We start from the raw sequence: 21,528 nt of genomic DNA, 5'->3' as shown, positions 1-21,528 counted from the left end.
ATGAGTAAGTACCCAACCACCCCACGCCAGGTAATCTACGCCTGCGGAAGCGGCAAATGCCAGAAACGCGGCGGCAAGGAAATCCGGAAGAACATGCGCGACCAACTGAAAATGGCCGGCCTGAAAGACGAGGTAGAGATCATTAAAACTGACTGTACTGACCGTTGCAAGCACGGCCCTATCTTCAGTATACAGCCGCAGAACATCTGGCTCCACGATATGAGCGAAGCACAGATTCTGCAGGTTTTCAGGGAACAGGTGTTGGGCAAATAAAAAACCCCTCAGGCTTACGGGCTTGAGGGGTTTTGCTTTTTATACGGGAAGCCTTCTACAAAGGTTACTCGCCGGCGGTGTCGTTATCATATTTGATTTTGCGCACGTGCTTGTCAATCTCCCAACGGCCGGTGCCTTCTTCACCGATCACGTCAAATAGCTCTAGGGCGCGGCGAGCCACATACTCCTCTTCCACCTGCTCTTTCAGGAACCACTGCAGAAACTGGAACGTCATGTAATCCCGTGACTTCATGCACTGGTCGGCCAGACGGTTGAACTGTTGGGTCACAAAAATCTCCTGCTGCAGGGCCTTTTCAAACACATCGCGGAAAGAGTCAAACTCCTGCGGAATGTTCACCACCTCGGGAGAAATGGCGTGTCCGCCCAGATCACCCACGAAGTTGAACAGTTTGAGCATGTGCTCACGCTCCTCATGCGACTGCTTCATGAAATAATCGGCGCTGTAGTCATACCCCTGGCGGTTGCACCAGCTGGACATGGCCAAATACGTAGCCGAGGAATGGGCCTCAACTTTTATCTGTTCGTTTAAGAGCGTTTCTATTTCTTCTGAAAGAGAGGTACGCAATCTCAGTAAATCTTTCATGGTCTGTATCTCCTTTTGCAGCCTGACTTGGATAAGCGGCCTAACTCAAATATACCGGTTAAAGCCGCTCTTTGTTCTTGCCAAAGCCCTTTTTGGCGTAATACAGATTCAGTCTAAATTCAGGTCTGTAGAAGGGATAAGAGGCGCCTGATAAGGTTGTAGCTGTGTTTTGAACTTGTTTTCTTTAAAATGGCTCCTGAACGCGTAACCCACCCCTACCCCTCCGAGGAGGGGAGTTCCGCCATGTGTGGGAAGGCGGTTGAACCATAATTTTGGTTGTTGGTGATAACACCAACAACGGTGGGCGGGGTTACGCGGAGAACGGTGAGAAATGTAGGGGCATCTCTTGTGCGTGCCCTTTCAGGTAGCGTCGGTTATTTCCGGTTGATTTCCGATAGCTGCCTTTTATTGCATTGGAACCGTGGGAGACAAGGCATGCCTTGTCTCTACATCCCCCAACCCGTAGAAAAAAGGTAAGGACGACAACGCTCCACCCGTCCGCTAGGACGATGCAGGCATTAAAGCGGCTCTTCAGGCAAGACAGTTCCATGAAGGGAGGCGGAGGCTGAGCGCATGCGTAACCCAACCTCCGACGAGCGCAGGCAGTGGCTTCTCCAACAGCAATGGCGTAAGTTCGCTATGCAATAAATAGCGGCAGCGGGGTGTCACAGAAAGTGAAGAAAAGACTGTTTGAGCGTCAGCGAGTTTCTTTTCTTCTTGATTCTTTTGGTTACTTTTCTCATCAAGGAGAAAAGTGACAAACGTGGGCAGACCGCGGCTGCAGTTCTGAGGCTTGGTGAGGAAGGAAATAGGTAGTAACTGCTTTTTAAAGGATCTGCAAGAAAACCGGCAGATGTAAACACCCCTCTTTATCTCCCCTCAAGGGGAGAATCCCTGTTTTGGTGGAAGTGATTGGATATGCAATGAATTACCGGCTATGCAGAGCGAAATGCGAGTTTGAGGCTGACGCCTCACTGCAGTTGCAAACTGCAGCCCATAGTAGGTCCAAGTCTCAGACTTGAACCAGAGGAAGTAAAATAATCAGTAGAAAAAATCATCCCCTACCCCGTCAAAGGGTGACTTTACGTTTGACATGCATTTTCCAGAAAACATGCTTAAAACGGAAATCAAGCTATTCAGAAAATCAATCTTATAAGCCGGAACAGACAACAAAAGGCCTAAACGAACAAAAGGCCCAAACAAGGGAAAAAAGAAAAGAGAAAACGAGAAATAAAAAAGAAGAAGAAAGACTTAGTAAACAGCGGGAGCGTAAAGGCACTCGTACAGCATACTGTTCAAAGACATCATCGCGCGGGCGCCTTGCAGCAATTCCTGGAAATGCAGCACGTCTGTGAGGGTCAACACGAAGCAGCGCTCTGAGCGGTAGGGCATGAGCACATGTACATCTGAGGCGCGGGAGGGGTCTTCCAACATAGCCTCCACGTTGATGGCGTCTACGTGCTGCTTCAGGGCCAGGAAATCCTTCACTTTGAAAGGCGAAATGCCGCCGGCGAACTCCACAAGATAGCAGTTATACCTGTTGCACTGGTAAACAGCGCCGTATATGGTCCGGAATAGCTCTTGTAGGTTCTGGGGGGTTGGCATAAGGCAATTCAACTGATCTGCTCAAAAGGGAACACTACAAAAATAGCATCAGTTTAGAATTAGTCCAAATAAATAGGAATGATATTGCTCAATTTTCTGCCGCTGGCAAGAAAAAAGCGTTTAGAGCCTGTTTTAAAGGATTCAGACCCTAAACGCTTCAAGAGAAACATACGCATACAACTTATTTCTCTCTTCTCACCAGCTTGGAGAAGCGGCTGTCTTTTTCATCCTGGTAGAGGAAAGCCAGTTTCTTTTCCTCAAATTTCTCGAAGAACTCTTCCCAGGTGATGTCCTCCAGGTTGTCCTCGGCGTAACCCGGGAAGTTGATGCGCAGCAGGCCGGCCTCATCGCCGTTTCCGGTGCCTTTCACCGAGGCGGGTTTGCCGTCGCGGGCCTCGGCCCATTTCTTGATAGTGTTATGGTCGGTAGTGGTTTTCGCAGATTCTGCCATAGTTTTACGGAAAGGTTAGTGAACTCTTCTTTGGACGAAGCCAAACCTAAAAAGTTACCCACCCCGGGCCGGCGCGCCCCTAAACTTTTACCGTACTTTTACGGTTCTACTCATATGTACTTTACCTAGTATCCAAATCATGAGACTTCTCCTTTTTGCCTGTATATTCCTGTTGGGTTTCACCTCCTGCGCCCAGGGTCGGAAAGAAAAACAAGCCGCTACGTCTGCCAAACCATCGGCCCAGCAGCCCACTGTTTCCCGCGACAGCCTTTCTGTGGCTACTTTTGCGGGTGGCTGTTTCTGGTGCACCGAGGAAGCCGCCGAGAAGCTGAAAGGCGTCTATGACGTGGTTTCTGGCTACACCGGCGGCTCCACCAAGAACCCTACCTATGAGCAGGTGAGCACTGGGCTCACTGGCCATGCCGAGGCCGTTCAGATTTACTATGACCCCAAGGTGGTTTCTTACCATACCCTGCTGGAAGCATTCTTCGCGGCGCATGACCCTACCACCCTCAACCGCCAGGGCCCCGATGAAGGAACCCAGTACCGCTCGGCCATCTTCTACCGCACCCCAGAGGAGAAAGCCCAGATAGATGCCTACATCAAGCAACTGAACAGTGCCCGGGCGTTCCAGGCCCCTATTGTGACCCAGGTAGTAGCTTTCAAAGCCTTCTACCCCGCCGAGGAAGAGCACCAGGATTTCTACCGCAACAACCCCAACAACCCGTACATGCGCGCGGTCTCTACGCCTAAGGTGGATAAATTCAAAAAGAAGATGGAAGGGAAGTTGAAGGACGGGGAATAAGCCTGCACCGTAGGTTTAAACCAAAATACCAGACCTCTAAAAAGCAAAGAGCGCTGCCCCCCAGGGAACAGCGCTCTTTGCTTTTATATCTTTTGAAGCCTAAGCGGCTAACTTGCCTTCTAACCTAGAAAGTAATTCCAGGAACTGGCCAGACAACTCCTCAATCCTGGCAAGGCCGTTCTGGGCTTCGTCAATCTTACCGCGGTCATAGAGGCTAAACAGAGCATCGGCGGCGGAGCTTAGGTCTTGTTGAACCTGCTTCAGCTCCAGAACTTCAGCAACGTTTCTGTATCTGGAGAACCCCACAGAGTTAAACCAGATGTTGATGGGTCCGTTACGCGAGAAAAAGTCAGCATCATGCGTGCCGCCGTAAAGCACAGAACGCACTTTTGACTTAAACAGAATATGCTTAATCCGTAATTGTTGGAAATCTACCTGCGCTTGATTCATTTGCAGCAAAACTACTTCTAATAGATAGTTCTAAACCTCAATTGGGGCGTTACCCTTTTCTGAGTGTTTCCAACTCTTGTCTTAACTTTACTTTGTCTGTGACATTATACCCAAAAACAATGATGCCAGTTACCTTGTCTGCCTCAATAAGGGGCTGGTAGGTGGTGGTAAAGTAACGCTTCTCCTTGTGACCGGTGTTGTTCCAGTCCATTTCCACGCCAATTTCCTCGGCCACAAAAGGCTGACCAGTGGTATAGACATTGTCCAGGATCTGCAAGAATCCTTGCTCAACCACCTCCGGCACTGCCTCCTTCACCTTTTTTCCGGTAAGTTCTCTGCCGGGCATCAGTTGCTGGTATTGCGGGTTCACCAGTTCAAACCGGTGCTCCTTCCCTTTCAGGATGGCAAAGATAGCGGGTGCCTGCATAATGAGGCGCTCCAAGGTCAGGCGCTGATCCTCGGCTTTCTGGAACGCCTGTTGCACCTGGTCTGACAGGACAGACATCTGCTCATTTGATTCCAGTATCTCCTGCACCATCAGTTTGGTGCTGTGGATGTCGTTGGCACTGCCCACGCGCATAATTACCTTGCCCTGTTCATCTTTCATGGGCAGGCTTCTTACCAGATACCAGCGGTAGCTGCCGTCTTTGCTCCTGATGCGCAGCTCGGCCTGAAACTCGGTCTCGGCGTAAATGGCTTCTTTCTGCCGGTTTGTAACGCGGTAAATGTCATCTGGGTGGATTACTTTCTGCCAGCTGCTGCCCATGAATTCTTCAAACGGCAGACCGGTATAGTCCAGCCAGCGCTGGTTCACGTAGGTGCAGGCGCCGTTTGGCTCGGCGGTATGGATCAGCTGCGGCACGGCATCAGTGAGGAACTTGAACTTCTCCTCACTGGCTTTACGGGCTTGTTTGGCCAGTTCGCGTTCCGTTACATCAGAGGTGTTCTGGATCACGAACCGTACGTTGCCCGCCTCGTCCAGCACCGGGGTGTGTGATGCCTCCCAGTAGCGGGTATCGTAGCCGCCGCCATCTTCTGCCGGCTTTTCCAGGTCATATCTGAGCACGTCCAGGTAATCGACCTGCTTGGTTTCCATGGCTTTCTTGATGGAGATGATCACCGGGTTCTCCTCAAAAGAAATGGTTGGTTCCTGGTACACTTCCTTCAGAAAGACCTTCCCTATGATTTCTTCCCGCCTGCGCATAGTGGTTTTCAGGTACCGGTCTGTGGCAGCCAGAATCTTGAACTCAGGAGAAACAATCACAATGTTCTCAGGGATATTGATGAAATAATCAAAGAATTCCATATACAGAGGTTAGGCTTCGGAAGGAATGCAGCGCCAAAAATAAGGCAATCAGGGTATATATTTCACTGTGTATACAAATTACCTTGAAATTGTGTTGGGCCTGTGTTCTTCTTTTTTGCCTGTTTTGGAGAAAATATGCCCAAAACATTGTTGATAGAGAGGCCTGTACCGTTAGGCTTATGGGCAACTAAGCGTTCTTGCTCTTCGTTTCCTTAACCGGCAAGAATGGCTAGCTTTGCCCCTGATTTTCTAGAAAAGATTTACCCTTGAAAGCAACTCAATTTTTGGAGCTGTACCGGCAAGATCCCGTGGTGCAAACCGTGGCCCAACGCCTGCAGACTCCTGAACCTCAACATATACAACTGAAAGGACTGGTGGGCAGCCTTGATGCCGTGGTGGCGTCTGCCTTGCAGACCATGCAGCCGGGCACGCACCTGTTCATCCTGCATGACCGCGAGGAGGCCGCTTACTTTTACAGTGACCTTTCCAACCTGCTAGAAGAAGGCCAGGAAGTCCTGCTCTTTCCCAGCTCGTACAAGCGCGCCTACCAGTTTGACCACACCGAGAACGCCAACATCCTGTTGCGAGCCGAGGTGCTCAACCGCCTGAACAACCGGGCCGGCGCCGGAGCCCTGATCGTGACCTACCCAGAGGCCCTCACCGAGAAGGTAATCAACAAGAAGTCTTTGGTGGCCAACACGCTGGGCGCAAAGGTGGGCGAGAAACTGGATGTGAATTTCCTAACGGAGATGCTGGCCAGCTATGACTTTGAACGCACCGATTTCGTCTACGAGGCCGGTCAGTTTGCCGTGCGTGGGGGCATTGTGGATGTGTTCTCATACGCCAACGAACTGCCGTTCCGCCTGGAGATGTTCGGTGATGAGATTGAGAGTATCCGGACGTTTGACCCTAACACGCAGCTCTCAGTAGAGCAGAAAAAGCAGATCTCCATCATCCCTAACGTGCAGACCAAACTGCTGCAAGAGACGCGGGAATCGTTCCTGGACTTCATCCCCGATGACAGCAAGATCTGGGTAAAGGATTACCGCCAGACCGTAGAGGTGGTCTCTGAGTCTTTTGAAAAGGCTGAGCAGGCATTCAAAGAGATGCTGGAGCACAGCGCGGGCGTGCAGATTGTCTCCAACCCAGAAGATTTGTTTGAATCTGGCAAGTCTTTCAAAAAGGCCCTGGAAACGTTCACGCTGGTGGAGTTTGGCAAGCGCTTCAACTTCAAGAACGCCGAGGTGGTGCAATTCCAGGCGCATCCGCAGCCGTCGTTCAACAAAGACTTCCAGCGGCTGGTAGCCAACCTGCACGAGAACCAGAGCAAGGACTTCGTCAACGTCATCGCCGCTGAATCACCGCGCCAGGCTGACCGGCTCACCACCATCTTTGATGAACTGGACCACGACGTGCGCTTCCACCACCTGATGCTGGCGCTGCGCGAGGGCTTTGTGGACGATCTGGTGAAATTGGTCTGCTATACAGACCATCAGCTGTTTGAACGCTTCTACAAGCACAAAACCCGCGAAGGTTACTCTAAATCCAAGGCGCTTACCCTTAAAGAACTCCGCACGCTCAAGCCCGGCGACTACGTAACGCACATGGACTACGGCATCGGGCGGTTTGCGGGGCTGGAGAAAGTGGAGGTAGGTGGCCGCCTGCAGGAGGCGATAAGGTTAGTCTACCGCGATGATGATTTGCTCTACGTGAGTATCCACTCGCTGCACAAGATTTCAAAGTACACCGGCAAGGAAGGCACGCCGCCCACCATGAGCAAACTAGGCTCGCAGGAATGGGAGAACAAGAAAAAGAAGGTCAAGAGCAAAGTCAAAGACATTGCCGCCGAACTCATTTCTTTATACGCCAAGCGCAAGAAAGCGCCCGGTTACGCCTATTCCCGCGATGGTTTCCTGCAGGCCGAGCTGGAGTCCTCGTTCATTTACGAAGACACCCCAGACCAGGGCAAGGCCACTGAGGACGTGAAAAACGACATGGAGCAGCCGCACCCCATGGACCGGCTGGTCTGCGGCGACGTGGGCTTCGGAAAAACGGAGGTGGCTATCCGGGCGGCATTTAAAGCGGCCTGTGATGGAAAGCAGGTGGCCGTGCTGGTGCCTACCACCATTTTGGCCATGCAGCACTACAAAACTTTCCGGGATCGTCTGGAGGCCTTCCCCGTGAACGTGGAGTACATCAACCGCTTCAAGACCACCAAGCAGATAAAGGAAACCCTCAAGCGCGTGGGCGAAGGCAAAACCGATATCCTCATCGGCACGCACCGCCTGGCCAGCAAAGACGTCAAGTTCAAAAACCTGGGCCTCCTGATTATTGACGAGGAACAGAAATTCGGGGTAAAAACGAAAGACCGCCTGAAGGAAATCAAGGTGAACGTAGATACGCTCACGCTTACCGCCACCCCAATTCCGCGCACGCTGCACTTCTCATTGATGGGCGCCCGTGACTTGTCAGTAATCGCGACGCCACCGCCTAACCGCCAGCCGGTACAGACCGAGCTGCACGTGTTTGAAGACACCCTCATCCGCGACGCGGTGGCCCATGAACTCAAGCGCAAGGGTCAGGTTTTCTTTGTGCACAACCGCATCTCGGATATTGAGGAGATGGCCAACCTCATCCTCAAACTGGTACCCGATGCCAAGGTAACCTACGCCCACGGCCAGATGGACCCCGAGGAGCTGGAGAAACGCATGATGCGCTTCGTGGAGGGCGAGTATGACGTGCTGGTGAGTACCAACATCATTGAAAGCGGGCTGGACATTCCTAACGCCAACACCATCATCATTAACCGGGCGCACATGTTCGGGCTTTCAGATCTGCACCAGATGCGCGGGCGCGTGGGCCGTTCCAACAAGAAAGCCTACTGCTACCTGTTAACGCCACCGGTGTCTGGACTTCCTTCCGATGCCCGCAAGCGCCTGAGTACCCTGGAAGAATTTTCTGATCTGGGCGAGGGCTTCAAGATTGCCATGCGTGACCTGGACATCCGCGGGGCGGGCAACATGCTGGGCGGTGAGCAGAGCGGGTTCATCAACGACCTGGGTTTTGAGGCCTACCACCAGATTCTGGACGAGGCCGTGCAGGAGCTGAAGGAAACCGAGTTCCGCGACCTGTTCTTCAAAGACACCGACCTGGAGAAACTGGTGGAACCGGTACGGGAATGCACCGTGGAGACCGACCTGGAGATCCTCATCCCAGACTCTTACATCAGCAACATCTCTGAGCGTCTGCAGATGTACAGCAAGCTGGACCGTGTGAAAGACCTGGAGAGCCTGGAGAAACTGGCAGAGGGCATGGTAGACCGGTTCGGGCCCATGCCGCCGGAAGTGGAGCAGCTGGTGAACATCGTGAAAATGCGCTGGGAGGCCTGCCACTTGGGTTTTGAGAAACTCACGCTCAAGAAAGACACTCTCAAGGGGTATATTCCCAGCCAGAACAACGAGGCCTTCTTCCACTCAGAAACCTTCAGTCGTATTTTACGGTACGTGCAGCAGCACTCCCGCCGCTCCCGCCTGAAAGAGGCCAAAGATAAACTGATTGTGACGGTAGAGGATGTCTCCACGCTGGAGCAGGCCAAAGCCATCTTCGGGGAAATGCAGGTGTAAAACTGTTTAGGGGCTGATTTCTAACAATTAGCCCCTAAACAGGTTTTACTTTTCTTTTAACCGGCTATTGACTAGTATGCTACAGGAAAATTTCCTGGCGGGCATCTTACCCAGTATTTAATGCGTTGACGCACATGATGCTTTCTTCCACCTCTGCTCCTCTTGCTTTACCTTCTCTCCTCAGGGCTATTCCGGGATTGCACCTCTTCCTGTCCCCGGAACTGATTATCCTGGAAGCCACCGATGCCTACTTAGAAGCTACTTTAAAGGACTCCTCCATCATAGGCAAATACCTGTTTGATGTTTTCCCGGATAACCCGGCAGTACCTGGTTTAAACAGCGAGCTGAACCTGAAGCAGTCACTGCACTATGCCCTGACCCATAAGGTGGAACACACCATGGCCCTGCAGCGCTACGATGTGACCCGACCACAGGAAATGGGCGGAGGCTTTGAGGAGAAATACTGGCAGCCCTCCAACAAACCGGTTCTGAACGCTGCCGGCGAGGTCCAGTACCTTATCCACAGCGTGGTAGACGTAACGGAGGCTCACAAATACAAACAGGAGCAGGAAATCACTAAAGGCAGCATTCGGGCCTTTGTGGAGGCCTCGGGCGGTTCTTCCTGGGACTATGACATTGCCAGCGGCAAATTCTACTGGGGCAAGAACTTTGAGCAGGTCTTTGGCCACAAGGTATCTGAAGACGGCGAAAGCCCTGCCCAATGGGATGCCCGCGTACATCCGTCTGAATATGATGGGCTGCGGGAAAGCATTTCGGAGGCCGTCAAGAAACAGGAGAAGGTATGGTCTGGCAAATACCGTTTCCTCAAAGGCGACGGCACCTACACCCATGTCATGGACCATGGCTACATCCTGTACAATGATGAAGGCAAGCCGTACCGTATGCTGGGCACCCTCATTGACATAGAGCGCCAGCAGGAAAATGAACGCCTGGCCAAAGAAAACCTGGAGCGGTTTGAGCTCCTGGCCAAGGCCACCAATGACGTGATTTGGGACTGGGACCTCACCAATGATTTCATCTGGTGGAACGATGGGTTCAAAGTCACCTTCGGCTACAAACAAGAAGACATAGAGCACGACATCAACTCCTGGTATGGCCGTCTTCACCCCGAGGATGCCGCACGGGTGGTGGAAGGCATTCACCACGTCATTGACAACGGCGGAACCAACTGGCAGGATGAATACCAGTTCAGGAAAGCAGACGGCACTTACGCCCACGTTTTTGACCGTGGTCTGGTGGCCCGCAATGAAGCCGGAAAACCCATCCGCATGATTGGGGCCATGCTGGACCTGACAGAGAAAAACAAATACGCCGCCGAGCTAAAGGAGCGTGAACAGCACGTGCGCGCGCTGCTGGAAGGAATTCCCGAGATTGCCTGGGTAGCCCGCGCCGATGGGTACATCCATTACTACAACAAAGCCTGGTATGAGTACACGGGCAATACCAGCCCAGACGAAGGGTGGGACCACATTGTCCATCCAGAAGACTTAAAATTTACCATTGACAGGTGGAGCCAGTCATTGAAGACCGGCCAGGAGTACGTGAATGAGGCTCGGCTTAGAAGGGCCTCAGATGGCAGATACCATTGGTTCACCATACGCGCTACCCCGCTCATCAATGAAGATGGCACCATTAACTCTTGGATTGGGGTAGACACCAACATCCAGGACCAGAAAGATATCCAGTCCAAGCTCAAAGAGCGCGATGAGTATGTGCAGCGCATGCTGTCCCAATCACCGGTTCAGTTCGCCGTGCTCAAAGGCCCGGACTGGATCGTGGACTTTGTCACCCCCCAGTTCAAGCAACTGATTGGCGGCCGCGAAACCGTAGGCAAACCGTTCCGCCAGGCGCTTCCTGAGTTGGAGACACAAGGCTTCTTTGACATTGTGGAGAAAGTGTATGCCACCAAGGAGTTGTACTTAGGAACCGAGACCCCTGCCTACTTAGACCGGAACGGAAACGGTGAACTGGAGCTAGGCTATTTCAACTTCATGTACCAACCCCTGCTTGATGCGGAGGGAGCGGTGGAAGGAATCATTATTGTGGTAGTGGAGGTAACTGAGCGGGTGCGGGTACGGGAAAAAGCCCAGAAACTAGCCGAGGAACTGAAAGTCTCGCATGAGCGCACCCTCAAAATCCTGGATGCCCTGCCCCACATGACCTTTACCGCCAAGCCAGACGGGTTTGTAGAGTATTACAGCCAGCAATGGTATGACTACCTGGGCACCACGCAGGAAGAACTTAATGGCTGGGGCTGGGAGTACTTTATCCACCCAGATGACCTGGCCAAGACGCATGCCGGGTGGAGCCACTCGCTTAAAACCGGCGAGCCGTTCATGGTGGAAAACCGTTGGCGCACCAAAGCGAAAGAAGAGTACCGCTGGTTTCTGGTACGCGGCGTACCCATGCGTGACGAAGAAGGCAACATCACCTTATGGGTGGGTTCCCACACAGACATCCAGGACCAGAAGCAAATGCTGCTTGACCTGCAGGAAAGCACCCAAAACTTCCAGTTTTTGGCAGACAGCATGCCCCAACTGGTCTGGACCACAGATGCAGTGGGCTACCATGAATACTTTAACAAGCAGTGGGTTGAATTTACCGGTTTTGACGTAGAGGCCAGCAAAGGCCCCAAAGTGTGGAATGACCTGCTGCACCCAGATGACCGGCAACGATCCTTCGCCCGCTGGCATTATTCGCTGCGCACCGGCGAACCCTACCAGGTGGAGTACCGGTTCAGGCGGGCCGCTGACGGGGAGTGGCGCTGGTTTCTGGGCCGGGCCCTCCCGCTCCGCGACCAGGAAGGAAACATTGTCAAATGGTTTGGCACCTGTACCGAAATAGAAGACCAGAAACGCAATGAAGAACTCATGGAGCAAACTAACCGCGAGCTCCGCAGTATCAATGAGGACCTGGACAGCTTTGTCTACACCGCCTCCCATGACTTAAAGCTGCCCATCATCAACATGGCCGGCATCTTCCAGGAGCTTACCCAGAACGCTACCTTCCATGACCCAGATGCGCAGCTGCTCATCAGTATGTTCAACAAATCCCTCAAGCAGATCAACGCCACCATTTCAGACCTGGCGGAGATTGTGAAAGTGCAGAAGGAGATTGACGCGCACCAGGAAGAAATCAAACTGTCTGAGTTGGTAGATGAGGTACAGCTCAGCATCCAGGACCTCATCCAGAAAGCCGGCGCCCACATCACCTGCGACTTTGCAGAGGCAGACACGCTGTTGTACTCCAGGGTGAACCTCAAGAGTATTTTCTATAACCTTATCAGCAACGCGGTGAAATATCGCTCTCCAGACCGTGCGCCCGTGGTGCGCCTGCACACGCAAAGCAACGTCAATGGCTACACGGTGCTCACGGTGCAGGACAACGGCATGGGCATGGACATGGAGAAACACGGCGCCAAGATGTTCCAGATGTTCAAGCGCTTCCACAACCACGTGGAGGGCTCCGGTCTGGGGCTGTACATCCTTAACCGCATTGTGCAGAAGAACGGCGGCCGCATTGAAGTAGACAGCCAGGTAGACCAGGGCACCACTTTCACAATTTATTTCAGAAACAGCGTTCAATAGACTAAGCGCTTTCTATATTTGCCCTATGAAAAGGTTAAACCTCATTTTGTTGGTAGACGATGACGAAACCACCAATTATTTAAACAAGCGGCTTCTTACCCGCATGGAGATAGCAGACCGCATTGAAGTGGTCACCAACGGAGAAGAGGCGCTTACGTTTCTGAACGATGCCATCGCCAAGGGGCAACCCCTCCCCGACCTCATGTTCCTGGATATCAAGATGCCGGTCATGGACGGGTTTGAGTTTCTGGACCAGTACCACCAGTTGCCTGAGGAATACCAGAAATGCATTCTGGTGATGATGCTCACCTCATCGGCCAGCTTCTATGACCTGGAGAAACTGAAGAAATACAACGCCGTGGAGCAGCACATCTCCAAGCCGCTGGAAGAAGCCCATGTGCGCGAGATCCTGAAGCAGCACTTTGCATAAACCTCAAGCGTTTTACGCCTATAAACAAAAGGGCGGCCCTGAAATAGATCAGGGCCGCCCTTTTGTTTATGCTGGAGTGGCGTGGTTTGGTTTGTAAAAAAGAATAAAGCCAGGAATAGAAAAAGGATGCCGGTTTATCTGAAGGATTCCATGCGGTAGTCTAGCGGATGAGCGCTGTGGTTTGCGCCGTAACAATAGCCTCAGAAGCCATGTTTACTTTTTTAGGCTTACCGTACGCAAACCCAGAAATCACCAAAAAGAACAACAGGAAAACACCCAACAGAGGTAAGTATTGTTTCATAAAAAGTAAGCTGGAAATTAATTTCTCCCACTTACTCTTTTCTTCCGCAAAGGTTATCCACAAGCTTTCTCCGCCTTGGCTCTCAAGGCCTACACCGTAAAAATACTAATCTTCAAACCCCGCTATCTTAACCCTGCGCAAACGCTATCGTACACATACTTACATTTCCCACCGGCACCGGTGGGCATTTTAATTGATATTTAAACGATAGAAATCATGGACGATAATCAAAGAAACGGCTTCAACCCCAGCCGGGACAACGAAGCCCAAAACCACAGAGTAGGCCGCGATTTATATTATCGGGACCAGCAGCGGAACCAGCATTCTGAGCGTTCGCATGACAACCACTGGGACAACGGGAACAACTTCCACACCGGGCCAAGCAACCAGACCAGAAGTCACTTCCCCGAGGACACCCATCAGCGTAACTCCAACGCAGACCGTGGCGCCAGTTTAAGCAAACACTACGGCAACCGTGAGTACAGCTCTTACCGCAACCCCAACAGCCTGAACTACGGCGATGGTCGCGGCAACAGCACCCCGCAGTCTGAGCGTCAGCCAGGCCAATCGGCTTTCAACAACAATAACAGCAACTCCCACTTCTCGCCCTACGGCGATGAACGCGGCAACTATTCTGCCCGCCAGGATTCCTACGGCCAGGGCCATGACCGCATTCACCCAGACAACAGAATCTCTGAGCAGCGCCGCCGCGATGACACCAATGAGAACTACTACCGCGGGGGCTACATGGAGCCGAGAGGCGTTCACCAGGAACTGCCCCGCCCAGACAGCAACCCGTACAATGAGTACCCCGGCTCGCGCAGTCGCTACAAAGACGATGACTACCGTTACGGCAGCGGCAACCATGACTGGTACAGAGAGCAGCGCTACACCTCAAATGACGGCCGCCGCATGGACCATGACAAAGGCGATATCCTAAACGACATGGGAGAAGGCCTGCGCGAAGTATGGCATGATGTGAAGAACATCTTCACCCGGAACCGTCACTCAGATGACCACGACCATGGCCATGACAACCGCCGCCATGACCACGACTATGAGTACCGCTCCCGCCATGACCGAGGCGCTGAAAGAGGTCCCCGTTGGTCAGATGAGACAGACTCCGGCGATGACCGCTCCAACAACCCGCGAAACAACAACCCCCGGTACTACTAACCAGGGGTGCCCACTTAAGAGAAGACTATGAAAGCACTCATGATTGCCATTGCTTTGACCAGTGTAGTCGCCTCCATCTTATTGCTCCGGGCTTTCCCGGAAGATGAGGTGTCTGTTGACGGTTACCTGGAAGCCTAGGAAAATGTAAAACAGTCTTGAAGCCGGTGCCATTTGGTACCGGCTTCTTTTTTGCAGGCGTTTCTGGCCTCTTTTTCAGAAATTTGCCCTTAGATACCTTTGCCTTCACCCCATGCTAGAAGAACTCCTTCCCCAGATAAGGGCCTGCCAGTTGTGCGCCGCCCACCTGCCACACGGTCCCCGGCCGGTGCTGCGGGCGGCAACCTCGGCACGACTACTCATTGTGGGGCAGGCGCCCGGCACCAAAGTACATGCCTCGGGCATTCCCTGGGATGACCAGAGCGGCAAGCGGCTGCGCAGCTGGCTGGGGCTCACCCCCGATGAATTCTACAACGAGGCCCACGTAGCCATAGTGCCCACCGCCTTCTGCTATCCGGGCACCGGCAAGTCCGGCGACCTGCCGCCCCGCCCCGAGTGTTTCCAGCACTGGCACCCGCAGCTCCTGCCACTGTTGCCCAACATTCAGCTCACGTTGCTTATAGGCACGTACGCCCAAAAGGCTTTTCTGGGCCAGGATGCCAAAGCCACCCTCACCCAGACTGTAGAAGCCTGGCAGGAATATTTACCCAGATACCTGCCGCTGCCGCACCCATCGCCCCGGAACATTGCCTGGTTCAAGCGCCACCCCTGGTTTGAGCGCGAGGTAGTGCCTACCCTGCAGGAAATTGTGCAGTCCATGCTGCCTTCTTCATGACCTTCTTCATGACCCAATCCGTTTTTTGCCTATTTTCACCAAAACAGGCTTTAAACGCATGAGCATTCATCTGCAGAGTAAACTTCCGAACGTAGGCACCACCATCTTCACTACCATGAGCCAACTGGCTCTGCAGCACGGGGCCATCAACCTGTCACAGGGCTTCCCCGATTTTGACTGTCCGCCGGAGCTGGTGGATCTGGTGACGGAGGCCATGCGGAACGGGCTTAACCAGTACGCGCCCAGCCCCGGCCTTTTATCGCTCAGGCAGAAAATAAGCCAGAAAACGCAGTTGCTGTACGGCTACGCCGCCCAACCAGAAACGGAGATTACGGTGACCTCCGGCGCTACCGAGGCCTTGTTCGCAGCCATTGCCGCCGTGGTGCAGCCCGGCGATGAGGTGATTGTGCTGGAGCCCTGCTACGATTCTTATGTACCGGCCATTGAACTCAGCGGCGGCGTACCGGTGTTCGTGCCCCTGCGCTTTCCAGATTTCAGTGTAGACTGGCAACAAGTGGAGGAAAAGCTTACCTCTAAAACGCGCCTGCTCATCATCAACTCACCGCACAATCCTAGCGGCGCCGTGTGGAACCAATCTGACCTGGATGCGCTCACCCGCCTTACCCAGCAGCACCCGTTCCTCATCCTCAGCGACGAGGTCTACGAGCACATGGTCTTTGACGGGCAGCCGCACTGCAGCGTGCTCACGGTACCGGCCCTTGCTGAACGCGCCTTCGTGGTTTCGTCCTTCGGAAAAACCTACCACACCACAGGCTGGAAAGTAGGCTACTGCATCGCGCCGGAGCTGCTAACCCGTGAGTTCAGGAAGGTACACCAGTACCTCACTTTCAGCACGGCCACCCCGCTGCAGCACGCCATCGCCGCGTACCTTGACAACCAGGAGCACTACCTTACCCTGCCCTTGTTCTACCAGCAGAAACGGGACCTGTTCGCCTCGCTGTTAGCGCCTTCCAAATTTGAACTACTGCCCTGCGCCGGCACCTATTTCCAACTGGCCCGCTACTCCCAAATCTCTGACCTGTCTGACGTGGACTTCTCCCAATGGCTCACCAAAGAAGCCGGCGTAGCCGTAATTCCCGTCTCTGTGTTCAACCACGATGGCTTAGATCACCAGGTGATCCGGTTCTGCTTCGCCAAGAAAGAGGAGACATTGCGGGCTGCGGCGGAAAGACTGTGTCAGTTGTAGTCCTGAGTTCTGAGTCTTGAGTCCTGAGTTGTAGGATAAATCACCTTTGCCCTTGCCTTTTCACCGCAGCTCAGGTTGTTGGTGATAACACCAACAATGGCGGCGCACCATATCAGCGCGGGAGAAAGGCTAGAACCGTTGGATCATCACGCCCGTCCGCAGGACAATGAAGGCATTGCAGCGGCTCTTCTGGCAAGGCAGCTAACATGCAGGGAGGCGGAGGTTGGGCGCGTGCGTAACCCAACCTCCGACGAGCGTAGGCAGTGGCTTAACCAATGGCAGTGGCGTAAGCTTGCTATGCAACAGGGAACAGCAGCGGGGTGTCACAGAGAATGAAGAAAAGACTGTCTGAGCGGCAGCGAGTTTCTTTTCTTCTTGATTCTTTTGGTTACTTTTCTCATCAAGGAGAAAAGTGACAAACGCAGGCAGGGCGCAACTGCAGCAATGAATTTAGTAGGGAAGGGAGTAGGAAGCAAAGGCAGAAAAAGTGAGTCACGGAAGTAAATCCGCGCCATAGAAAACCAAAACCCGAGCTTGAGGCTGACGCCTCACTGAAGTTGCAAACTTCAGACCATGTTAGGTCCAAGTCACAGACTTGAACCAGAGGAAAGAGGGGATTAGGTCCAAGTCGCAGACTTGAACCAGGAAAGAGAAAATCAGCGAGCGTTGTCATCCCCCTACCCCCTTCAAAGGGGGACACTGCCCCCAAGGAAAGCGATTCTGGTTTTTAATCTCTTTTTTAGAAAACATCCCAAAAAGGAAATACTTACAACAACTTCTCCGCTACTTCCCTCCACGTACTCACCCGCTCAAACTCATGGATGTTCACATTATGCGGCGAGGTGAAGAGCAGTTTGCGGTCGCCGGAGAAGGTGCGGAGGTTGCGGGGGCGATCATCGATCATGATATCTGCGCCTATGATGCTTTTGTCCCCGCAGAGCACGTAGTTGCGCCAGCTGATGAAGGGGAAATGGTCCTGCAGCCAGTCAAACTTATCAATGAGCGAGTTCCGGAACTCCATGCCCGCGCTCACAATGAAAACATCGTATCTCTCCATCAGGGCTTTAATAACTTCTTGGCTGTCTGGGATCACCTCCAGGTCCCGGAAGAAGCCTTCAGCGTTGATGTACTCCCAGACTTTATGGGAATGCTCGGGCGGCACCACCTCGTGCACGTCTTTGCCGTGCAGGGCCTCCAGCGTGAGTTCCAAGGCGCAGTCTTTGTTGTATAACTGAATGAACTTGGCAATGGGGTCGGCCATGACTTCGTCCATGTCAATGGCAATCTTTTTCTTTTGAATCTCCATACGGGATTTTTGATGTAAACAGAAGTGAGTACTTTTATCGGGGGATAGAGCAGATAGGTTCTCCTGAAGGATCAAAATCAGGGTTTATCTCTCCAATTCCTAATTCCAGATTCCTAATTCTTCTTTACCTCGATGTCTGACCTGCGCGTTTCCCTTCTTCAATTAGATCTGGCCTGGCACGATGCCGCCGCCAACCGCACCAAGTTCCAGGAGAAAATCCAAGGGCTTCCCAAAACCGATCTGATCATTCTGCCCGAGATGTTCACCACCGGTTTCAGCATGGATGCCCCGGCGCTGGCTGAGGAAATGGACGGCGAATCGGTGGCCTGGATGCGGCAGATGGCGCAGGAGCGCAACGCCGTGGTCATGGGCAGCCTCATCATCACCGAGAACGGAAATTACTACAACCGCATCATCTGGATGCGCCCCGGTGGTACCTTGGAGCACTATGACAAGCGCCACCTCTTCCGGATGGCCGGTGAGTGCGAAGCCTACACCCCTGGCACCCAAAAGTTGATTGTGGAACTGAACGGCTGGAAAATCTGCCCGCTCGTGTGTTACGATCTTCGTTTCCCGGTCTGGTCCCGCAATACGCCTATTTCCTACGATGTGCTCATCTATATCGCCAGCTGGCCAGACCGCCGCCGCCTGGCCTGGCGAACCCTGCTGCGGGCCCGCGCCATTGAGAACCTGGTGTACTGCATAGGCGTGAACCGCGTGGGCACCGATGCCAAAGGCCACACCTACTCCGGCGACTCAGCGGCCTACAACCTACTAGGCGAGGAACTGGTACACCATGAACACGAAGAAGCCGTCTCCACAATCACGCTATCCCGCGAGCACCTGGAAGAAACCCGCCGCAAACTCCCCTGGGACATTGACGCCGATGCGTTCACGATTGAGGTGTGAGGGATTGAGTGAATGAGAGATTGAGTGGATGTGTGATGGACTGAATGAGAGAATGCTCCCTCTTTTGTCCTCCTCACTTCCACCTTGTCATCCTCATACTCTTTTTGTCATCCTGAAAGGATCTTGTGGGCGAACTAGACAGACGCTACCTAAACGCTGTTTAAAATTCCCTCTCAAATGTTGTTTTTGAGGCTCACGCCTCACTGAAGTTGCAAACTTCAGACCATAGTAGGTCCAAGTCACAGACTTGAACCAGAGGGAAAAATTATGGAGGCGACAGAATCACCAATAATCATTAGAAAGAGGAACCCATTTTAAGGCTGTTTACCAGAAAACAGCTTTAAAATGGGTTCCTCTTTCTAGTGCTTCAGCATCAACTCTTCTAATATCAAGCACCAGTTCTTCATTGTGATTTAGTGCTTCACTACCAGTTTATGCGTCACCACTCGGCCATCAGCGGCTTGGAGGCGCAGGAGGTAGAGGCCGGCGGGTAAGGAAGCGGTGGAGATTTCCTGGGATTTGCCGGCTGTTGTTTTCCCTTTCCTGATCAGAGCGCCTGCTACGTTGTGCAGTTGGTAGGTAGCGTTTTTCTCCGTGATGATCTGCACCAGTTTATCGGCTGGATTTGGAAAAACCTTGCCGAAGGAGCGTTCCGCCGTGGGGTTCTGGATGCCCAGAGGTTCGGAGATGGCTTTCACGAAGCGGAGGCCTCCGGCGTGCGTTCCGATGATAATCTCGGGCAAGGCATCGGGGTTCAGGTTACCGGTTGCCAGGACCATGCCCGAGCCGAAGTTTGCTTCCCCGTACTGTTGCGTGAAAGGTTGCCACAGCAGGTTCTCTTCAACCGGAAAGGTACCGGAGAGATGGTCCTGAAAGGCAGGAAACACCCGGAGTTTGCCGCTGTCATCAGTGGCGAGCAGATCGGGTTTCTGGTCCTGGTTTACATCGGCGACGGTGACCTGGAGCCTTTTACGCTCTACATCGGTGGCCAGACCGCCAAATGCTTCGGAGATGAGTGTATAGTTGGGGCTGGTGTTGGTGCCTGTGTTGCGGAAATACGTGAGACTGCCGGAGGTCCGGCCGATTAGTACGTCTAACTTTCCATCGGTGTCTACATCATACAGGTAAGGCGTATCGCCTTTGAACAGCAGAATGCTTGGGATGCCTACAGCATTGGCCAGGGTAAAAGCGGCGGGCTGTCCGCCCGAAGCTTCGTTCAAGACATACTTAAACTCCACGGTATTGGTAGAAGACATAAAAGCGCTCCAGGCCAGGTCTGTTTTCCCGTCACCGTTGATGTCCAGCAGTTGGGGTTTCAACAGTTGCAAACCTAAGGCGGAGAAGCCCAGGTAATCTGAGTTGAGGCTTTCAAATAGCGCATCGGTAGAAGTGCCTTTATTTTGGAGTAAGGTGAGAGAGGCGGCATAGCGGCCATTCTCCAGCACGGCGGTGTTGCCCACCAACAGATCCAAAGCTTCGTTCCCGATGAGGTTGCCCAGGGCCGGAGCGGCGCCTTCGCCCACGTCCACCATCTGGTCCTGCAGGAAAGGTTGTTTTAAACTGGCGAAGGCGGGCTGCGCAGCCGTACCGGTATTGGGGTACACCCACACCGAGTTCTTCAAGTTCACGTTCTGGTGCGAGTTGGAGGTCATGTTGGGCGCCACCACCAGATCGGGCACGCCGTCAAAGGTGACATCCAGGTAATAGGCGGCGGGAAAAACGCTGAACTGCTGCCCGGAGATATGAGGCGGCAGGTTGTACTCGGCACGGGTGATCTTGGGTTGGGCATTGGTGCCGGTATTGTAGAGGCTGGCCAGATCAGGGCAATCGTCATGACCTGAGAGTAAGTCCAGTACGCCGTTGGCATCCAGATCCAGGGGCAGCACGCTGGAGCCACCGATATGGTGGGTAGAAGGGCAGCTTTCATTGAAGCGATAATTGTTGCAGGTTCCCACGCAACGGGTCACCTGCCCCCAGTACGAGGAGGTGCGGGTAAAGGTGAGCGTGTTGCAGTTAAGCCCCTGCTCTACCCGCTCGTTGCGGTAATATTCCAGTTTGGTGCCGCCAGACCACTCCCAGGTAAGAATGTCCAGGTCACCGTCATTGTCCATGTCTACAATAGCGGGCATGTCTTCAGAGCCCACCAGCAGGTTGGCATCGGTGTTGAAAAATACGGTAGGGTGCGTAAGGTTGAACCGTATACCAGTGCCCGCAGAAGAGACGTTGGTGTACACCACCAGCCCCTGGTTAGAAGCCGTGAACAGGTCTGGGGCGCCATCGCAGTTGAAATCCAGAAGCAGGGCAAAAAACCGTAGTTCTTTGGGGAAGGAGTTCTCATACTCCGGGGCGTGCCGGTAGGTCCAAGTTCCATTATCCTGCACCGCCAGAAAAGTGGCCACGCGCTGCGAGCTCCGGTCGAAGACAAACAGATCCTGCTGTCCGTCCTGGTTCAGGTCGATGGCCGAGAACTGAGGGCTGTTGAACCCTCCTGCCCAGGGCAGGCGCAGAGGTTGACCGGCTGTGTTCTGCACAGTGGGTCCGGTTACCTCCTGCAGCCTGGTGGGGTTCTGCGCATCGGCAGTTTGCGTCCAGCCCATTACCCAACTTAAGGAAAAGGCTAGTACCTTTAATGCTTTGTTCAT

17 protein-coding genes are annotated in these 21,528 nt (G+C 53.2%); 9 read left to right on the top strand and 8 right to left on the bottom strand.

Annotation, left to right across the window (positions count from 1 at the left end; translation table 11 throughout):
• Complete coding sequence (locus J3P35_RS05055) at positions 1-273, top strand: (2Fe-2S) ferredoxin domain-containing protein (RefSeq protein ID WP_210463267.1); 273 nt, start codon at positions 1-3, stop codon at positions 271-273.
• A 64-nt stretch (positions 274-337) separates the two neighbouring features.
• Here the strand turns inward: J3P35_RS05055 and J3P35_RS05050 are convergent, their stop codons facing one another.
• The 4 genes from J3P35_RS05050 to J3P35_RS05040 all read right to left on the bottom strand — a co-directional run bounded on the left by J3P35_RS05050 (position 338) and on the right by J3P35_RS05040 (position 2,933).
• Positions 338-877, bottom strand: a complete 540-nt coding sequence (locus J3P35_RS05050) for a ferritin (protein WP_210463266.1) — start codon at positions 875-877, stop codon at positions 338-340.
• 665 nt (positions 878-1,542) lie between these two features.
• Positions 1,543-1,740 carry a hypothetical protein gene (locus tag J3P35_RS22270; RefSeq protein WP_394371260.1) on the bottom strand — a complete coding sequence of 66 codons (198 nt, stop codon included), beginning with the start codon at positions 1,738-1,740 and terminating at the stop codon, positions 1,543-1,545.
• A 388-nt stretch (positions 1,741-2,128) separates the two neighbouring features.
• Positions 2,129-2,482, bottom strand: a complete 354-nt coding sequence (locus tag J3P35_RS05045) for a hypothetical protein (protein WP_210463265.1) — start codon at positions 2,480-2,482, stop codon at positions 2,129-2,131.
• Positions 2,483-2,663: 181 nt separating this feature from the next.
• Positions 2,664-2,933 carry a hypothetical protein gene (locus J3P35_RS05040; protein ID WP_210463264.1) on the bottom strand — a complete coding sequence of 90 codons (270 nt, stop codon included), beginning with the start codon at positions 2,931-2,933 and terminating at the stop codon, positions 2,664-2,666.
• Between the two features lie 139 nt (positions 2,934-3,072).
• Between J3P35_RS05040 and msrA the strand changes: the two genes are divergently transcribed.
• Positions 3,073-3,738 carry a peptide-methionine (S)-S-oxide reductase MsrA gene (msrA, locus tag J3P35_RS05035; protein ID WP_210463263.1) on the top strand — a complete coding sequence of 222 codons (666 nt, stop codon included), beginning with the start codon at positions 3,073-3,075 and terminating at the stop codon, positions 3,736-3,738.
• A gap of 99 nt (positions 3,739-3,837) precedes the next feature.
• Here the strand turns inward: msrA and J3P35_RS05030 are convergent, their stop codons facing one another.
• Both J3P35_RS05030 and J3P35_RS05025 read right to left on the bottom strand, forming a co-directional pair.
• A complete protein-coding gene (locus tag J3P35_RS05030; RefSeq protein WP_210463262.1) occupies positions 3,838-4,188 on the bottom strand; it encodes a histidine kinase in 351 nt (116 codons plus the stop codon).
• A 49-nt stretch (positions 4,189-4,237) separates the two neighbouring features.
• Complete coding sequence (locus tag J3P35_RS05025) at positions 4,238-5,494, bottom strand: PAS domain-containing protein (protein ID WP_210463261.1); 1,257 nt, start codon at positions 5,492-5,494, stop codon at positions 4,238-4,240.
• Between the two features lie 266 nt (positions 5,495-5,760).
• Here J3P35_RS05025 and mfd point away from each other — a divergent pair, with 266 nt between their 5' ends.
• The 6 genes from mfd to J3P35_RS04995 all read left to right on the top strand — a co-directional run bounded on the left by mfd (position 5,761) and on the right by J3P35_RS04995 (position 16,671).
• Positions 5,761-9,117 carry a transcription-repair coupling factor gene (gene mfd, locus J3P35_RS05020; RefSeq protein ID WP_210463260.1) on the top strand — a complete coding sequence of 1,119 codons (3,357 nt, stop codon included), beginning with the start codon at positions 5,761-5,763 and terminating at the stop codon, positions 9,115-9,117.
• Between the two features lie 134 nt (positions 9,118-9,251).
• On the top strand, positions 9,252-12,725 hold the full coding sequence (locus J3P35_RS05015; RefSeq protein WP_210463259.1) for a PAS domain-containing protein: 3,474 nt from the start codon (positions 9,252-9,254) through the stop codon (positions 12,723-12,725).
• 25 nt (positions 12,726-12,750) lie between these two features.
• Entirely contained in the window at positions 12,751-13,155 is a 405-nt protein-coding gene (locus tag J3P35_RS05010) for a response regulator (RefSeq protein ID WP_210463258.1), read from the top strand.
• A 517-nt stretch (positions 13,156-13,672) separates the two neighbouring features.
• Positions 13,673-14,632, top strand: coding sequence for a hypothetical protein (locus tag J3P35_RS05005; protein ID WP_210463257.1), 960 nt, complete (start codon positions 13,673-13,675; stop codon positions 14,630-14,632).
• Positions 14,633-14,882: 250 nt separating this feature from the next.
• The gene (locus J3P35_RS05000) at positions 14,883-15,464 is read left to right on the top strand and encodes a uracil-DNA glycosylase family protein (RefSeq protein WP_210463256.1); all 582 of its coding nucleotides are present in this window, start codon (positions 14,883-14,885) and stop codon (positions 15,462-15,464) included.
• A 58-nt stretch (positions 15,465-15,522) separates the two neighbouring features.
• Positions 15,523-16,671: a pyridoxal phosphate-dependent aminotransferase gene (locus J3P35_RS04995; protein ID WP_210463255.1), complete on the top strand. Its 1,149-nt coding sequence runs from the start codon at positions 15,523-15,525 to the stop codon at positions 16,669-16,671.
• 766 nt (positions 16,672-17,437) lie between these two features.
• Here the strand turns inward: J3P35_RS04995 and J3P35_RS04990 are convergent.
• The gene (locus J3P35_RS04990; protein WP_210463254.1) at positions 17,438-17,977 is read right to left on the bottom strand and encodes a 5' nucleotidase, NT5C type; all 540 of its coding nucleotides are present in this window, start codon (positions 17,975-17,977) and stop codon (positions 17,438-17,440) included.
• A gap of 132 nt (positions 17,978-18,109) precedes the next feature.
• On the opposite strand from J3P35_RS04990, the gene J3P35_RS04985 reads away from it, so the two are divergent.
• A complete protein-coding gene (locus tag J3P35_RS04985; protein ID WP_210463253.1) occupies positions 18,110-18,886 on the top strand; it encodes an amidohydrolase in 777 nt (258 codons plus the stop codon).
• A 413-nt stretch (positions 18,887-19,299) separates the two neighbouring features.
• On the opposite strand, the gene J3P35_RS04980 is transcribed toward J3P35_RS04985, so the two are convergent.
• On the bottom strand, positions 19,300-21,528 hold the full coding sequence (locus J3P35_RS04980; RefSeq protein ID WP_210463252.1) for a T9SS type A sorting domain-containing protein: 2,229 nt from the start codon (positions 21,526-21,528) through the stop codon (positions 19,300-19,302).

This window comes from Rufibacter roseolus, assembly GCF_017916365.1.
In the GTDB taxonomy this organism is placed as follows: domain Bacteria; phylum Bacteroidota; class Bacteroidia; order Cytophagales; family Hymenobacteraceae; genus Nibribacter; species Nibribacter roseolus.
Note: the sequence above shows the minus strand (reverse complement) of the source record. Positions and strands in the feature narration are given on the sequence as shown.

Coding starts and splice junctions, on each gene's coding strand:
- J3P35_RS05025 (WP_210463261.1), bottom strand. CDS start 5,494: ATGGAATTCTTTGATTATTTCATCAATATCCCTGAGAACATTGTGATT.
- J3P35_RS05005 (WP_210463257.1), top strand. CDS start 13,673: ATGGACGATAATCAAAGAAACGGCTTCAACCCCAGCCGGGACAACGAA.
- J3P35_RS05000 (WP_210463256.1), top strand. CDS start 14,883: ATGCTAGAAGAACTCCTTCCCCAGATAAGGGCCTGCCAGTTGTGCGCC.
- J3P35_RS05015 (WP_210463259.1), top strand. CDS start 9,252: ATGATGCTTTCTTCCACCTCTGCTCCTCTTGCTTTACCTTCTCTCCTC.
- J3P35_RS05040 (WP_210463264.1), bottom strand. CDS start 2,933: ATGGCAGAATCTGCGAAAACCACTACCGACCATAACACTATCAAGAAA.
- J3P35_RS05050 (WP_210463266.1), bottom strand. CDS start 877: ATGAAAGATTTACTGAGATTGCGTACCTCTCTTTCAGAAGAAATAGAA.
- msrA (WP_210463263.1), top strand. CDS start 3,073: ATGAGACTTCTCCTTTTTGCCTGTATATTCCTGTTGGGTTTCACCTCC.
- J3P35_RS05030 (WP_210463262.1), bottom strand. CDS start 4,188: ATGAATCAAGCGCAGGTAGATTTCCAACAATTACGGATTAAGCATATT.
- J3P35_RS04985 (WP_210463253.1), top strand. CDS start 18,110: ATGTCTGACCTGCGCGTTTCCCTTCTTCAATTAGATCTGGCCTGGCAC.
- J3P35_RS05045 (WP_210463265.1), bottom strand. CDS start 2,482: ATGCCAACCCCCCAGAACCTACAAGAGCTATTCCGGACCATATACGGC.
- J3P35_RS04995 (WP_210463255.1), top strand. CDS start 15,523: ATGAGCATTCATCTGCAGAGTAAACTTCCGAACGTAGGCACCACCATC.
- J3P35_RS05055 (WP_210463267.1), top strand. CDS start 1: ATGAGTAAGTACCCAACCACCCCACGCCAGGTAATCTACGCCTGCGGA.
- J3P35_RS04990 (WP_210463254.1), bottom strand. CDS start 17,977: ATGGAGATTCAAAAGAAAAAGATTGCCATTGACATGGACGAAGTCATG.
- J3P35_RS04980 (WP_210463252.1), bottom strand. CDS start 21,528: ATGAACAAAGCATTAAAGGTACTAGCCTTTTCCTTAAGTTGGGTAATG.
- J3P35_RS05010 (WP_210463258.1), top strand. CDS start 12,751: ATGAAAAGGTTAAACCTCATTTTGTTGGTAGACGATGACGAAACCACC.